The organism is Vibrio sp. JZG10 (assembly GCF_054064075.1).
On sequence record NZ_JBSUGE010000023.1, the window covers coordinates 52019 to 66999 of the forward strand.

Here is a 14981-nt window from a genome sequence, read left to right on the forward strand (position 1 = left end):
AAACAAAAAAGGACAGCCGAAGCTGTCCTTTGATCGTTAACTTTACAGAAAATCTGCAAGGTCGGGCTTAGTTACAGTTAGCTACGCCAACTTCTTTCCAAACGCCCCATTCGCCAGATTGGCTAGGATCGTCACCCTGAGTCCACCATTTCGCTTCCCAAGTTTTACCTGCATGAGTGACTTGGTTGCCGCCTGTGTACACTGCGCTTGCATCCCATGCGTTGTCACAGGTACCAGGGTTTGGATCGGTGGTATGCTGTGCAACAACAACAGTTGCGCTTGCCGTTGAAGACGCTTTGCCGTCGCTCACACTTACGGTAAAGCTTAGGCTAGTGTCTTGCGGGTATTCAGCAGCAGTGAAAGTTACTTTAGAACCTTCAACCGTTGCGTTCAAACCTTGAGGAAGCGTCCAGTTGAAAGTAAGAGTATCGTTGTCTGCATCGCTAGAGGCTGACGCATCTACAACCACAACGTCACCAGCGTTTGCTGTTGCTGGAGCAACAACTTGCGCTACTGGCGCATTGTTCGCTGGGTCAACCACACCTGCTGGCTTCACAGTTACTACAACAAGGTCAGATGCCGTTGCACCTTCGTTGTCAGTCACTGTCAGCTTGAAAGTTAATTGCTCCTCAACGGTAACTTCTGCTGCATCAAAGCTTGCTTTCGCAGTGTTGGCGCCTGCTAGTACCACTGCAGTACCAGAGACTTGCTCCCAAGCGTAGCTTGCGATAGTGCCGTCAGAGTCTTTCGATAGGCTACCATCTAGAACCACACTTGCTGGGCCAGTTACAGATTGATCTGCGCCAGCAGCTGCGGTTGGTTTACGGTTTGGTTGAGGAACCACACCGCCAGCCATACCTTCGTGCATTGCGTTGAGAATGTCACCGTTATCCGCGTCGATTTCCCAAGAGAATAGACCTGCAAGACCTAGAGACTTCGCGTAGTTACCTTTTGCTAGCACTGAGCGATGGTCATCAAATGTGATCAACTCACCCGTTGTGCGGTTCCACACCCATGGTGCTTCTGCTTGTGCATCATAGCCGTACTCGAAACCGTTAATGCCAGTGTTGTTGGCACCTAGCATAAATGACTTAATGCCTTTGTAGTCGATTACGCCATCTTCCCAAACACCTTGCGCTGTGCTGCCCTTCAGTTTACCTGTTGCAGTACCTGTCATTGGGTCATTTGGATCGGTTAGCGTATCTGGAGTGACGCCTTCCCAGCCACGACCGTACATTGCTGTACCAAGTACTAGCTTGTTCGCAGGAACGCCTTGAGCAAGAAGAAGCTGGATGCCGTTATCTGCTGTGTAAGCAGGACCTTTGTACGGTTCGCCGTTCTCATCAACGCCACTACCGTCACACTGACCAGGGCGCATGAATGAACCACAGTAAAGCGCAGTTTGGTGACCAGGAACGTTGTTCCAACCGCCATAGAAGTCGTAAGTCATCGCGAAGATGTAGTCCATGTATTGAACCGCATCTGCGTAGTCTACGTCTTCAATCTTGTCGTAACCGACACCGATAGCTGACGTTAGCTCGTAAGTACGGCCTGTCTCAGCTTCTAATTCATCAAGCATTACGCGCAATTCACGCATCAGTGCGATGTAAGCAGGGCCATCGTTTACAGGGTCGCCCTTATCCGCGGCTGCACCGCCGCCACCTGGGAATTCCCAGTCGATATCAACACCGTCATAGAATTTCCAAGTTTTCAGGAACTTCTTAACCGATGCGACGAATGTGTCTCGGTTTTTCTTGTCCACGAAATCGAAGAATGGGTCAGACAGCGTCCAGCCACCGATAGATGGGATGATTTTTAGATCAGGGTTACGTTGTTTCAATGCCATTAGCATTGCGTAGTTACCCTTGATAGGTGTGCTGTATTCATGACCAGCTTGTGGGAAGCTCTTCTGATAAGCGGCCCAAGGGTCGTGGATCACGACTTCGTAGTCAGGCACGCCTGTACAAGCGGTTTGTAGTGCATTGAAACTGTTGCCGCCAACAGACTTCACAGACTCATTTGGGCCACAAATTGGGATAAAACCGTAAAGGATGTGAGTCAAGTTGTCGACTGGCATGTTATCGACCGTGTAGTCACGACCATAGATGCCCCACTCAACAAAATACGTACCCATCACGACGCTTGGATCGGTATTGTACGTTTTGTTGTTTGGATCAACATTCATCGTCAGTGGCTTCAAGTGAGAACCATCGGTATCTGCAATCGTGATTTCAGCTGGTGCGCTTTTCGCACAACCTGTCGCATCACACGCCTCGATTTCCATTTGGTATAGGCCGCCCTGACCATATTCAAATGTCGCTGTTGTTTGGCTACCAGTGATTGGGCCGGTTGCTACTTTTGCACCATCAAAATAGACGTTGTAAGTATCACCTGGCGTACCACTCCACTGGTTAAACTTAACAGTGATCTTCGCTTGCTCATGGTATTTCACCATGTCGTAGTAGCCTGACGTGGTTTCCATCGCGAGTTCAATCTTAGAAAACTGAAGGTTGTTGGAACCGTACATATCGATACTTGGCGCGGTTGGAGCCGCAACTGCAGCACCTGATAGTGCTAAAGCAACGCCAGCTGCACATAGGTTAAATCGAATCATAACTTCTCTCTCAATCCTTGGATTCATGTTCTACCTAGAACATAGGCTGCTCTTGCACCAGATAAGATGATTGGATTTACTCCATGTGCAAAAGCATCACACTCAGCATTTCAGAGAGTTTTTTTTCGTCAAAAAAAATTAAGACGGTTTTCGAGGCACTTGAGAGAACTTAACTAAAACTCGCACTCTGTTACACAGAAAGTGTCAGACTGAGTCAATAATTTATAAAATCTCAGCAGAAACTAAAATTATTGTTTACTCAGTATCGGGTGGGATAAATGCGATGAATACCTTATTTCATTGTTTATTAAGGTTTTGTTTCATCGAAGTAGAAAGATAATTGAAAGGAGAAATAGCCGTGAAGACGTGCTAGTCACGGCTGAAATGTTCACTTAATGCAGCGCGACGTTTTGAAGCCGCTCCGGTTTCTGAGCCTTGAACGGTATGCTCAAATCCCTTACGGATGAATCGTTGGTCTGGAATAAGAGGCTCAATACGGCGAATCTGAGGTGAAAGGTGAGAGCCCGAGATCTGGTACGCGGTTTTTCCTAATCCGGTGTTCAACGTGATGACCTTTCCATCGAATTCAAATTCTGTCGTGATGAGTCGATGGTTTCGATATACCCCATCCTCTGTGAAAGTCAGACGTTCTGTTTGGTAGGGTGGCGCGCCGATCTCAATCCACTCGCCGTAGACTTTTTCCGGGTCAATATGGTCTTGATAGGATAGGTGGATTTGATAGCTGAAAAACGTCAAAAGACCCACCCCAAAAACGGCAAATGTGCTTTTGAGGACTTTGGATTGGTGGCGAGCCCAAAATGAAAGTTTTGGTTCCTGTCTTGTTTTCCGCCTTCGGCGAGCTGAGTCCGTCATTGGTCTACTTTTCTTCCCTTTTTTAATATGGTGGAAACCTTCCTTCTCAAAAACAAACAATCCCGCGATTAAGACTAAGAAATTATGATCTAATGTCCACTTTTACATTCGGATACACTCTTATTGATGGTTTTATTGTTTGCTGGCGTTAACTAATTCACCGACTTTATCTCACTAATTACGTCGTCTGGTTAAGCCTAGAAAAAGGTGGCCTCGCTCGGTAGCAAAGGATGTGCTTTATAACGTTGAGCTTAATGGCTTTCAGAGCTTGAGTAACAGGAAGAAACAAGGTAAAAAAGAGCGGACTTTTGATAAGGAAACCAATAATGAGTATTAAGGAAAATAGCTATTTTGCAGGTAGTGTAAAATCACTAGGCTTTAACCAGAATGATCAGGACGTTAGCGTTGGTGTAATGCTTCCTGGTGAATACACGTTCGGCACTCAAGCGCCTGAGCGTATGACGGTTGTAAAAGGTGCACTTGTGGTCAAGCGTGTCGGCGAGAGTGATTGGACGACTTACCAAAGTGGTGAGTTTTTTGAAGTGGAAGGGAACTCCTCATTTGAGCTTCAAGTGAAAGACGCGACTGCGTATTTATGTGAGTACTTCTAAAGCGTCCTTTTTGCCTGTAACAAAGCCACCTTCGGGTGGTTTTTTCGTCTATGTCCTTCACTTATAACGCATCTTTTGGTTATTTGGGTATATACTTAATAAAAATGTACCCATCGACCAGGGAGGAAGTGATGGCAGTACAACGCAAGCATTCTGATCTCCCTCCTCGTTACGAGGACAAAGATCTCACCAATGAGCAAAGACATCGTTTTACCGAGGTCGCCAATGCAGCCCATAAGAGACGTGAATTCTATCGACGTGCTCTAGGAAAAGGCTTAATGGGCAAAGTGAAGGACCGTGCGTTTAAAGGCCAATTCGGTCGCCAGCAAGATAAGCCGAGCAGAGTGCTGCAAGCTGTGTGGCTAATCGTATTTCTGGTGCTGGGGCTATGGGTGATGCATGTATTCGCTTAACCGTTAGCAAGCTTCTGACACAGCCGGCGTTTCAGAGGCTGACTTCTCTTCGGTATTGCAGTGTTCGTAATACGCGTATTGGTTTTTCCCTGTGTGTTTAGCCGCATACATTGCTTTATCTGCGCACCGAGTCAATTCAGATAAATCCTTCGCATCTTGTTTGTAGATAGCAGCGCCCACACTCATTGTTAACTCGTTAATCATATCGTAGCTTCGGTAGCCTTTTGGGAATAGATTCACAATACGCTTCAAAATGCTGTCGAGGTCATCTTTACTGTTTATGTCGTACAGCATGAGCACAAACTCGTCGCCCGCAAATCGAGCGATGGAGTAGTCGTGTTTGTCGGTTTTTCTGTCTTTATGGCGAACATTGTTTTTTAATCGAGTTGCAAAGGCTTGAAGCACTTGGTCACCAATATCGTGTCCGTAGGTGTCGTTAATATGTTTGAAGTTATCAATATCTAGGAAGACCAGAGCAGTGATGCTGTCATCAGATGAATGGTTGATCTCATCGAGCTTTGCTCGCGCCCAAGTTTCAAAGCTCCAGCGGTTGGCAAGCCCTGTGAGTTGGTCAAAATACGCCAACTCTTCAATCCCTTCACGATAAAGTGTTTGAATGTAGTTGAGGACTTTTGTGTAGTAGTACGAGAATGTGTGGCACACAAATGCAGTCGCTATTAGGGTCAGCATAAATCGTCGTTCTATGATGTCACTGGCTGTTGGTAGCCGATCTAAAAAAACGACGCCAAAAAAGATCAGTAAGATATAGGTGCCACTAAACAGCAGACCGACTTTAAACTCATTGATCAGCACCAGAGTGGCGATAATGGGGTATAGCCATAGCAGTTTGCCTGAGGGGGCATCGTTATACAGAAGTAGCAATAACCCTTCGAACATCAAAACTGCACTCAGCCATAGGTCGGCATATTGATGATGTCGTTGAACCTTTATCACATAACTGATACCTAAACAGGCTAAGGCACACAGAGCATGGAAAAAGCTTAATCCCCAATTATCCTCAAACAATTGAGCAATGGAGCCATAAGTTAAACATGCCGCGGCGATACTGGAGCATAAAAAGACAATTTTCTTTTTTCTTGTTGAGCGGATATCCGCCATTTCCTCTAAGCGTGCTCCAGCCAATGTCGACATTACGTATCCTTGTTTAATTAACGTGTACGCTTATTCTAGGCGGTATTTTAGCGATGAATAGAACAACAAAGTTTCCAAATGTGATGTCAGTCATTTTTAGTATGGGCCTAGAAGTGTGGTTTGGTGAGAGTGCTCAAAGCACAACAAAGGCTTATAAAGTTTTCCATGGCGGATCTTTATGGCTTCAGATGGTTCGATTAATAATTCAAAGTAATGCATTTCCACCGCCGTATTTGCAGGATCTATCCTGACTCAACTCTGTTGGGAGTAGCATGAACTGCGCCTTCTACCTATTGAGCTCATTGTTCGTCAATCGACGATCTCTAAGTTCCGGCAATGAGTTTTTCGTTGTGAAAAAGCATTAGAAATATTTTTCCGAAACAGAGCGAAATATTGTTGTCGTTGTGACCAATATGCGACTAGAATCCGCGCTAAATCACGGCCTCATATCGAGCTTCGTTCGAGTCACTCTTTTTCCAAACTGCTTCACACATTTTGTGAGGCAGTTTTTAGTTGTAGGAAAGGTTACAAACATGCCTAAAAGCCAGAACATCAACCAACGAATGTCCATCGTGGCGTTAGCTTGGCCGATTCTTGTCGAAATTTTGCTACGGACGGCTTTAGGAACCAGTGACGTGTTCATGCTGAGTGGATACTCAGACAAAGCGGTATCCGCTGTTGGTGTGATCACGCAGATTACCTTTTTCTTAATCATCGTTTCGACGTTTGTCAGCAGCGGAACGGGGATTTTGATTGCCCAATACAACGGTGCTGGGCGCGAGCAAGAGTCTGTGAACGTCGGCGTTGCAAGTATTGCGCTGTCTGTGATTGTCGGTGCGTTCTTGAGTGTGATTGCCGTGCTTGGCGCGATATATCTACTCCCGTATTACGGCTTGGAAGCGCAAGTCGAGCAGTACGCTCATGAATATCTGCTGATAAGCGGTGCGATGACGTTTAACGTTACGATTGGCGTTGTTTTTACAACTATTCTGCGTAGTCATGGTTATTCACGTTCTCCAATGGTGGTGAACTTGATCTCGGGTGTGTTCAACATCATTGGTAACTATATTGCGCTTTACCAGCCATTCGGTTTACCTGTGTATGGTGTGCAGGGTGTAGCAATAGCAACCGTCGTCAGCCAAGTCATCGGTACGTTAATGTTATGGTTTATTCTCGCTCGCAGCAGCGTTGAACTACCGATGTCGACCATGAAACAAGTGCCCGCAGAGATTTACAAAAAGATCTTAAAAATCGGCGGCATGAACGCGGGTGAAGTGCTGTCTTATAACGTGGCGCAAATCTGCATTGTGTACTTTGTGGTGCAAATGGGGACGGCATCGTTGGCGGCTTTCACTTATGCACAAAACATTGCCCGTTTCTCGTTTGCTTTCGCGTTGGCAATTGGTCAGGCTGCGCAAATTCAGACTGGTTACTACATCGGCAAAGGTTGGGTGAGCAGCATTTTAAAACGCGTACAAATCTACTTCTTAGTGGGGTTTGTGGCATCAACGGCGGCAACCACACTGATTTACCTGTTTAGAGAAGAGATTCTGCGCGTATTTACCGATCAACCAGAAATACTCGCATTGGCAGGTTCGTTAGTCATGGGCTCAATTTTGCTCGAGGCCGGACGTGTGTTTAACCTGATTTTTATCGCGGCGCTCAAAGGCGCGGGTGACATCAAGTTCCCAGTGCAAATGGGGATTTTGAGTATGTGGGGACTAGGCGTGTTTTTCTCCTACATCTTTGGCATCCACATGGGTTATGGCGTTTTAGGGGCTTGGATGGCAATCGCTCTCGATGAATGGGTGCGTGGTATCATCATGGCAAGGCGTTGGCGCTCTCAGGTGTGGACCAAGTTTAAGGTGAGCTAACGGTTTTCGGTATCGCGCATCACGCTTATTCTGTTGTTAGAAACCCAAAAAGGCACTGTTAGTCAGTGCCTTTTTGTTATTTAAAATCTGGAAGAAGTTAGAACTCGCACTCAGCTCTGAACACCATGCGCTCTTTGCTGTATGGATGATCCAGCTCTAGCATCTCAGCATGCAGGTGTAAGCGATTCGCTTTTTCGCCGTATAAACCATCACCAACCATCGGCATGTTTAACCCCATGTGATGAGCACTGTGTACACGTAGTTGGTGAGTTCGCCCGGTTTTCGGATACATGTATACCTTGCTGCGTCCATCTTTGACTTCAATCAGTTGCCAGTAGGTTTCTGCATGTTTACCGTGTTCAAAACACACCAACTGACGTGGGCGATCGTCGGGGTCGCCACGCATTGGCAGTGAAATTTCCCCTTCCGGCGCGTTCAATACGCCTTCGAGTAGTGCCATATAACGTTTTTGTGCGCCGCGAGCCATAAACTGTTTTTGCAGACTTTTGTTCGCGCGTTTAGTTAAGGCAAACACCAAAATGCCAGAGGTCGCCATGTCGAGGCGATGAATCACAAACGGCCCTTCCACATCAGGGAACATCGCTTGTAGGCGCGTATAAGCAGAGTCTTTGATGGTTTTACCCGGCACTGAAAGTAAGCCCGAGGGCTTGTTGGCGACGACCATAGCATCGTCTTGGTAGATTATCTCTAGCTCTTTGTCTTCTGCCCAATTCTCCGCCAATGGGTTAGGTTCGACATCCAGCCCTTGCATCATATGGCCTAAAATCGGCTGACATTTGCTATTACACGATGGGTAGAATTTTTTGTGTTGGCGAACCTCAGACTTTGGCGAAACACCCCACCAAAATTCTGCCAGCGCCAGCGGTTTGAATCTGTGTTTAAATGCGTATTGGAGCAGTTTTGGCGCAGCACATTCCCCCGCACCTGCTGGTGGGATTGGGTTTGTGGTGTCCGCAAAAATGTCCACCAAGTCGCGTGTTTCGCCATGGCTGTTTAGGAAGCGGTATTGTTTATGCAGTTTGTGCTGTAAAGCGTTGGAGAGCGTCTTGCGCTGCTCTTTAAGGTGAGCAAGTTGCTGCTCTAACTCGGCCAATCGTGCTTCTTTGATTGCAAGCTTTTCATCCCACGCTTGCTTTAAGTATTTGAGAGCGTTTTTCTCGGCGACACTTTGTTTACCCAACTCATCCAACAAGATTTTGAGGTCATCGGCATTGAGTGTTTGCTCGCCCTGTTGGCGCTGTCGTTTGCGTGCGGCGCGGCCGTCTATCATCACTTGGCGCTGTGTTTGCTCCTCTTGCTGATAAGCGGCTCGGTCGGCTTGGATTTGCGCTTTAAGATCTGCCAATTCCGGATTCGCGGCACAGGTTTTGTACTCCGCATTGGCGGCGTTGATGGCATCCGTTTCTGCGCGGAAGAAGCCTTCATCGGTCAGCATGTCGTACACAGGAGGGACAAATCCTGGAATCAAGTTTTGGTCAGCAATTTTGCCAGAAAATGCACTTAAAAAGCCAAGCTCGCCTTGAGGGCTTTTTACCAGCAATACGCCAAACATTTTGCCTCGCCCCGTTTCTTCATTAACTAAACCAAAATCGTGTTCGAAGTCGGTTTGCGCTAATAGGTGCTGTTGCAATTGCTTTGCGGCCATAACGCAAAGAGGATGCGGCGTGTAGTAGAACGGAAACGTAAACTGCGTTGGTAATTCATAGTCAGAAGTATCAGCAGTAAAACGAGTAAAACAATGTTCAGGCGAGTGCATGGTGGGTATCCGCGCGAGTAAAAATTCGAGCGAGGATTGTACCTGTTTGAGTCAGGATTGCCATGTTTGGTGTTGGCACTCGCTCTTGGATTAAGAACAAGAGCGAGTGGGAAGAGCTTATTGCAGTTTTTGTAATGCAAGCTTCCACTGTGCCGGTTTGTCGTAGTAGGCCGAGTGCGGCAAGGTCAAGTACTCGCCATTTACTTCTACAATCAGGGTTGGATAACCACCAACGTGTAACTGGCGCATCAACTGTCGGCTAGAGCGAATTCTCTCATCTAGCTCGGCTTCGCTTAACGTCATGTTTTGCTCCCACGCATCGCTTGCTAAACCTAGCGATTCTGCAATGGCTTTGAGCGTCGATGCTTCATCCACTTTTAACCCGAGCTGATAATGCGCGGATTGGATGGCCTTTAGCATGTGCCATGGATTCAGCCCCATTTTCTCCGCACTCAAGATCGCTTGTGTTGGTAGGTAAGAATCAAGAACAAACGCATCTTCGCTTTTCACGCGTTGCAGATATGCTTCACCAAACGTTGCTCCGGTTTCGGTTGCGATACGAGCGTCACTGTTGATGATGTGCTGACGAAATTCAGGTTCAATCTCGCGTTTCTCGATCATGCCGCCGGGATGAAGCTCGACCTTAAATTGAGAGGTGTCCATCAAGGCTTCGATGAGTGGTGATGCCCCGTAGCACCAACCACACATGGGATCGAAGAAGTAATGCACGGTTACCATGTCATTTCACCAGTATGCACTTTCGCACCGATTTCTAACGCGATTGGCAATTGAGCTTCTGGGTATTTCGCTGACATGGTGTCAATGAGTTGAGCACTGTTATTGCTGTGTTTTTTCGCTTGCTGAAAATCCTGCAAGTATTGTTGCGAGTAGCGAATGGTGTCTGCGTTCAGCTTTGTGCCTGCTTTCATGTGACCAGGAATGACCACTTGAGGTTTAAGCGCAAGCATCTCGCTAAGCTGCTGCTCCCAAGCATTGATGGCGGTTTGGTCAGCGGCATCGGCCATCCATAAATGCACGTTTGAGTACACGGCTACGTTACCCAGAATCGCTTTGTTATCTGGAATCCATAGGTAAGGGCGGTGTGCTGATGTGCCATGGTTACCACGGATTTCAATCTTATGGCCTTCTAGCTCTAATGATGCTTTGTCGTACGCGACAGGGATCACTGGTTTTACCGGTGCGTTTGCGCCAAGTTTTGGTCCCCAGTACGCCAGCTTTCCAGCCAACTTCTCTTTAATAATTTTTTGAACCGCTGGCGTTGTGATGATCTGCGCATCAGGGAACTGTTGGTGTAAGGCCTCTGCGCCAAAGTAGTAATCTGGGTCGGCTTGGCTGATGAAAATGGTTTTAAGCGTTTTGCCTGAGTCCAACACTTTGGCGGCAATGCGCATCGCGTCAGCTTTGGTGAAGCCAGTGTCGATGACCATGGCATCAGTCTTACCGTATACCAAGGTTGAGTTAACGTGGAAGCTGTTACCGTCGGCGTTGTAAACCTCAAGAGTAAGGGGAGAGTGGTTTGCCGCTAGGACAGGGCTTGCCATTAAAATGGATGTAGCAATCAAAGTGAATTTTTTCATAATAAGCTCCTAAAGAATTCGGGGCCAAGCGACGATGGCTTGGGAACGGGAGCTATATTAGGAAATTGATACGCTCGGAAAAATACACAATAATGTGCATCACTATTTCTTATTTCGAGCAAATATATGGACAGAGTAACGGCAGCAAAAGTATTTGTGGATGTGGTGTATTCTGGCAGTTTTACCGCGACCGCCGAGCGGTTAGACATGTCTCGGCCAATGGTGACTCGTTATGTAGAGGCGATGGAGAACTGGCTACAAACTCGTTTGTTGCACCGCACCACGCGCAAGGTGTCGCTCACCACCGCAGGGGAACGCAGCTTGCCTCAGATTGAGCGTTGGTTAAAACAGGCCGATACGTTGACGTCGAACATTGCCGTTGATGGTGAGCTGTCCGGAAAAATCCGTCTCGCGTCTAGCACTTCATTTGGGTTCTCACAGTTGATCCAAGCAGTAAACAGTTTTATGCAAAAGCACCCCAAAGTGCATATCGACATTGATCTGCAAGATTCAGTGAGTGATCTAACCGAGCAACGCATCGATCTAGCGATCCGAATTGCGTCGGATCCTGATCCTTCTTTGATTGGTAAGCCGATTGCGGTGTGTGAATCGGTGTTGGTGGCATCGCCGCAATACTTGCAAACTCATCGCGCGATCGCGCATCCGCGAGATTTATCTTCACACGACTGTTTGGGTTACAAAAACTTTGAGCGTCACGTGTGGCATTTGTCTCAGGGCGAGCAGTTCGAATCGGTGGGAATTGAGTGTCGCCTAACCAGCAATGAGGCCACGGCGTTATTGCATGGCGCTTTGCAAGGCATGGGTATTTCGATGCTGCCAACCTATTTGAGCAATATCTATCTGCAATCGGGTCAGCTTGAGTCGGTGTTGCCGAATTGGAAGCCAAATGATCTCAACATTTACGCGCTGTATTCATCACGTAAACACTTGTCTCCTGCGGTGAGAGCTTTCATCGATCACAGTGAAGATTACTTTAAACTGCACCCTTGGTAATCGCGAAAGGCGTTGTCATCCCGACTTGAGATTCATACAAGATCCTGTACCTTACATGGATTATATTTTCGCAGCGTCATTTAGAGTTTTAGTTAATGTCACAAGTTCGCATCAAATTTATTGCTTCCGATATGGACGGCACTTTGCTTGACCAATACGGTCGTTTGGATCCAGAGTTTTTCGATCTGTTTTTGCAATTGGAAGAGCAAGGTATTTTGTTCTCCGCTGCGTCTGGTCGTCAGTATTACAGCCTGCGTGACACGTTCGCGCCAATCAAAGATCGAGTGTTGTATGTGGCCGAAAACGGCACCTTGGTGATGTACCAAGACAAAGAGCTCTACAGTTGCACCATTCCTAAAGCGGAAGTGGCGGAGATTGTGAAAGCGGCTCGTGAAATTGACGGGGCGAACATCGTATTGTGTGGCAAGCGCTCGGCGTACATCGAAACGCATGATCAGCAATCGCTGGAAGAGTTTCAAAAGTACTACCACCGCTGTGAATATGTGCCGGATTTGCTTGAGGTCGAAGACGAGTTCATTAAGGTGGCAATTTGTCACTTTGACGGTTCGGAAGAGCTCCTGTTCCCGACCATGAACGCGAAGTTTGGCGAAACGCATAAAGTCGTAGTGAGCGCAAAAATTTGGCTGGATGTGATGAATGCCGAAGCGTCTAAAGGCGCGGCCATTCAGCATCTTCAAGAGTCGATGAATTTTACTCCGGCAGAAACCATGACGTTTGGTGATTACCTCAACGATCTCGAAATGCTGCAAGTCAGTGAGCATTCGTACGCGGTTGCCAACGCGCATGACGAGATTAAGAAAATCGCTCGTTATTCTGCGCCAAGCAACCAAGAGGCTGGGGTACTCAAAGTGATTAAAGAGAAAGTGTTAGCGAAGTAACGTCCTCCTTTCGATGTTCTTTTCTTGTTAACGTAAAAAGCCCCGCAGTGTATGCGGGGCTTTTTTTTGTGTGGTGGGAGGGGGGTACTAATGTTCCCGTTTTTTAGCGCACGTACTTAGCGGTTGCGCTGACTAAAAAGTGCTGCAGCTTTCCGTCCGATTTTGGCACCCACAAGTCGTTGTGGTATTGGTAGATACGGCCATTGACGGTAACAGACAAGGTATTATCACCCGTTTTCTCCATGCGAATAAACTGATCCGAAGTGACCAAAAACGGCTCTTGCTCTTCAATGCTCTGGCCCGTTGCCAATACGAAGTAGCCGAATCGGTTGCCAGCATCCGGATCGGTTGAGTAGATTCGATGCCCAACTAAGCTGTAGTCGTCGTTGAGTGCCAGTTCAAGCGTTTTTTGCCCGATGGTTTCGTGCGATGGAATAAATACCCAAGCCAACACACCTGCCGCAATGACTGCCAGTAGAAGCAGTACTTGCATGAACTTTCTCATCATATATACCGTTTAACGTTGAAATTTCATTTTGTACATGCGCTTATCCGCTATGCTGATAAGAAAGTCAACATTGTTACTGTCTTTTGGGTATTGCGCTAAGCCCATGCTGGTTGATAGTGTTGCGACGTTGTCGGAGTTTAGTATTGGCGCATCAAATACCGCATTGATATGCTCACGAACGCCTTCTTCATCAACATGCTCCCCTTCGAGGATGACGGCGAACTCATCGCCTCCCATGCGATAGACGGTAAAATCATTCAACGCCATAGATTTAAGCCGTCTAGCAATTTCACGCAGTACGGTGTCTCCCACTTGGTGACCGTGTGTATCGTTGACACTTTTAAAACCATTTAAATCTAGAATCCACAGAGAAAAAGGCCTTTTCTCTTGAGTGAGCTCATTCAGGTTGATAAATAGTGCATTGCGATTTCCAAGATGAGTCAGTGGGTCGCTGAGCGCCAGTTTTCTATGGAAATGGGATTCACGATAAAAGAAATAAGTCAGAGACAGGATCGACAAAACGAATGTAGCAAACAGCATATACTGCGCTTGCATTAACCGTTGCGTTTCTCCTTTCTGTGCCTCATAGACTTTGCTGCTTAGGCGAAAGTTCTGATTAACGAAATCGACCAAGCTTAAGTACAGTGTTTGAGTGGATCGATAAAATTGAGCCGCAGCTTGGCTATCGCCAGTTCTTGCTTCAACTAATTGCGCTTCCAGACCCTGAAATTCCTCAAAAAGATCAATGAAATACTGATGCATATTATTTCGAGAGAAAAAAGTGTAGGCTTCATTACTACTAATTAATAAATCGAATCTACTCCAGGCCAATTCATATTGTAGCTCTGCACCTTCGATATTTAATACATTTTCATCGACTCGTCTCGCTTCTCCGACAAGTTCCGAAAGCTCTTTAGAGAGTTGGAATAAAAACCAGGTTGCTTGTTTTTGCTCATTATTAAAGTTTTGTGACAGTGCGCGTGTCTGCTGCAGAAGCAATACATTTGCGAGAAGCAAAGAAGTGGCAAACACCACAAGCAACATTTTACTGGTTGTAGAGTATTGTGGTGCTCTCTGCTTTTGATAGGTGGGTTCCGATAACTTCATTCTTATTATTTTGCTTTCATCTCATTTACTTGCCAGACCATTTGCGCGTGATACTTATTGTAGTTGAGCTCAGGATAGAGACTAAGAGAGTATATTACCCAAAATGGCCCCTTATTCCTGACTTTTATATAGTGTTGATCTTGTTGGTAAGCCAGTATTGGTTGGTATCTAAGAATGTCTTGTCGAGACAGTGTCGAGTGATAGTCATTCAAGCTACTGACATCAACTTGTTCTGGCACTTTGCCATAGACGTGGGTGAGGAGCGTGCTAAGTTTGACCCCAAGAAATTCAGAAGAAGCAGGGATCCAAGGCAGCGTGGTTGTGTAGCTGGTGGTTGGTAAAGATTGAATCTCTTCCAGTTTTAATGTGACACTAGGTTGTTGGCTACTGCTAAATACGATCGTACTTGCAGATAAGAATGGCGCAACAAAAAACAGACCTAGCGCGACTATCTTTTTCATCATCCGTCATTCCGCAGCCAATTTAGGAATAAACTGCTTCATACAGAACACCAAGAAGCTTAAGCAGCCGAGTCTGATGC

General features: G+C 46.6%; 14 protein-coding genes. 5 read left to right on the forward strand and 9 right to left on the reverse strand.

Annotated features, from left to right (window positions below):
* Positions 1 to 67 precede the first annotated feature (67 nt).
* Complete coding sequence (locus ACWYVB_RS20590; RefSeq protein WP_301577546.1) at positions 68 to 2614, reverse strand: glycosyl hydrolase family 18 protein; 2547 nt, start codon at positions 2612 to 2614, stop codon at positions 68 to 70.
* Positions 2615 to 2983: 369 nt separating this feature from the next.
* Positions 2984 to 3487, reverse strand: a complete 504-nt coding sequence (locus ACWYVB_RS20595; protein WP_104972159.1) for a DUF2850 domain-containing protein — start codon at positions 3485 to 3487, stop codon at positions 2984 to 2986.
* 326 nt (positions 3488 to 3813) lie between these two features.
* Here ACWYVB_RS20595 and ppnP point away from each other — a divergent pair, with 326 nt between their 5' ends.
* Both ppnP and ACWYVB_RS20605 read left to right on the forward strand, forming a co-directional pair.
* Complete coding sequence (gene ppnP / locus ACWYVB_RS20600; protein ID WP_005392006.1) at positions 3814 to 4098, forward strand: pyrimidine/purine nucleoside phosphorylase; 285 nt, start codon at positions 3814 to 3816, stop codon at positions 4096 to 4098.
* Positions 4099 to 4229: 131 nt separating this feature from the next.
* Entirely contained in the window at positions 4230 to 4511 is a 282-nt protein-coding gene (locus ACWYVB_RS20605) for a hypothetical protein (RefSeq protein ID WP_041853103.1), read from the forward strand.
* A 3-nt stretch (positions 4512 to 4514) separates the two neighbouring features.
* Here the strand turns inward: ACWYVB_RS20605 and ACWYVB_RS20610 are convergent, their stop codons facing one another.
* Entirely contained in the window at positions 4515 to 5663 is a 1149-nt protein-coding gene (locus ACWYVB_RS20610) for a GGDEF domain-containing protein (RefSeq protein WP_457529977.1), read from the reverse strand.
* Between the two features lie 533 nt (positions 5664 to 6196).
* Here ACWYVB_RS20610 and ACWYVB_RS20615 point away from each other — a divergent pair.
* Positions 6197 to 7537 (forward strand): MATE family efflux transporter, encoded by a 1341-nt coding sequence (locus tag ACWYVB_RS20615; protein ID WP_457529979.1) that lies wholly within the window; start codon positions 6197 to 6199, stop codon positions 7535 to 7537.
* A 97-nt stretch (positions 7538 to 7634) separates the two neighbouring features.
* Here the strand turns inward: ACWYVB_RS20615 and ACWYVB_RS20620 are convergent, their stop codons facing one another.
* From ACWYVB_RS20620 to ACWYVB_RS20630, 3 genes are all read right to left on the reverse strand, one after another.
* Complete coding sequence (locus tag ACWYVB_RS20620) at positions 7635 to 9314, reverse strand: pseudouridine synthase (RefSeq protein WP_457529980.1); 1680 nt, start codon at positions 9312 to 9314, stop codon at positions 7635 to 7637.
* 117 nt (positions 9315 to 9431) lie between these two features.
* Positions 9432 to 10052, reverse strand: a complete 621-nt coding sequence (locus ACWYVB_RS20625; protein WP_395201433.1) for a DsbA family protein — start codon at positions 10050 to 10052, stop codon at positions 9432 to 9434.
* Positions 10046 to 10912 carry an MBL fold metallo-hydrolase gene (locus ACWYVB_RS20630; RefSeq protein WP_457529982.1) on the reverse strand — a complete coding sequence of 289 codons (867 nt, stop codon included), beginning with the start codon at positions 10910 to 10912 and terminating at the stop codon, positions 10046 to 10048. The genes ACWYVB_RS20625 and ACWYVB_RS20630 overlap by 7 nt, the downstream gene beginning before the upstream one ends.
* Positions 10913 to 11038: 126 nt before the next feature.
* On the opposite strand from ACWYVB_RS20630, the gene ACWYVB_RS20635 reads away from it, so the two are divergent.
* Both ACWYVB_RS20635 and ACWYVB_RS20640 read left to right on the forward strand, forming a co-directional pair.
* The gene (locus ACWYVB_RS20635) at positions 11039 to 11926 is read left to right on the forward strand and encodes a LysR family transcriptional regulator (RefSeq protein ID WP_457529984.1); all 888 of its coding nucleotides are present in this window, start codon (positions 11039 to 11041) and stop codon (positions 11924 to 11926) included.
* A gap of 95 nt (positions 11927 to 12021) precedes the next feature.
* Positions 12022 to 12825: an HAD family hydrolase gene (locus tag ACWYVB_RS20640; protein WP_457529986.1), complete on the forward strand. Its 804-nt coding sequence runs from the start codon at positions 12022 to 12024 to the stop codon at positions 12823 to 12825.
* Between the two features lie 103 nt (positions 12826 to 12928).
* On the opposite strand, the gene ACWYVB_RS20645 is transcribed toward ACWYVB_RS20640, so the two are convergent.
* From ACWYVB_RS20645 to ACWYVB_RS20655, 3 genes are read right to left on the reverse strand one after another with little or no spacing between them, the layout of a single operon-like run.
* Positions 12929 to 13318: a hypothetical protein gene (locus ACWYVB_RS20645; RefSeq protein ID WP_457529988.1), complete on the reverse strand. Its 390-nt coding sequence runs from the start codon at positions 13316 to 13318 to the stop codon at positions 12929 to 12931.
* 24 nt (positions 13319 to 13342) lie between these two features.
* Positions 13343 to 14440, reverse strand: coding sequence for a GGDEF domain-containing protein (locus tag ACWYVB_RS20650; RefSeq protein WP_005391988.1), 1098 nt, complete (start codon positions 14438 to 14440; stop codon positions 13343 to 13345).
* Between the two features lie 5 nt (positions 14441 to 14445).
* Positions 14446 to 14901, reverse strand: coding sequence for a hypothetical protein (locus tag ACWYVB_RS20655; RefSeq protein WP_005391987.1), 456 nt, complete (start codon positions 14899 to 14901; stop codon positions 14446 to 14448).
* Positions 14902 to 14981 lie beyond the last annotated feature (80 nt).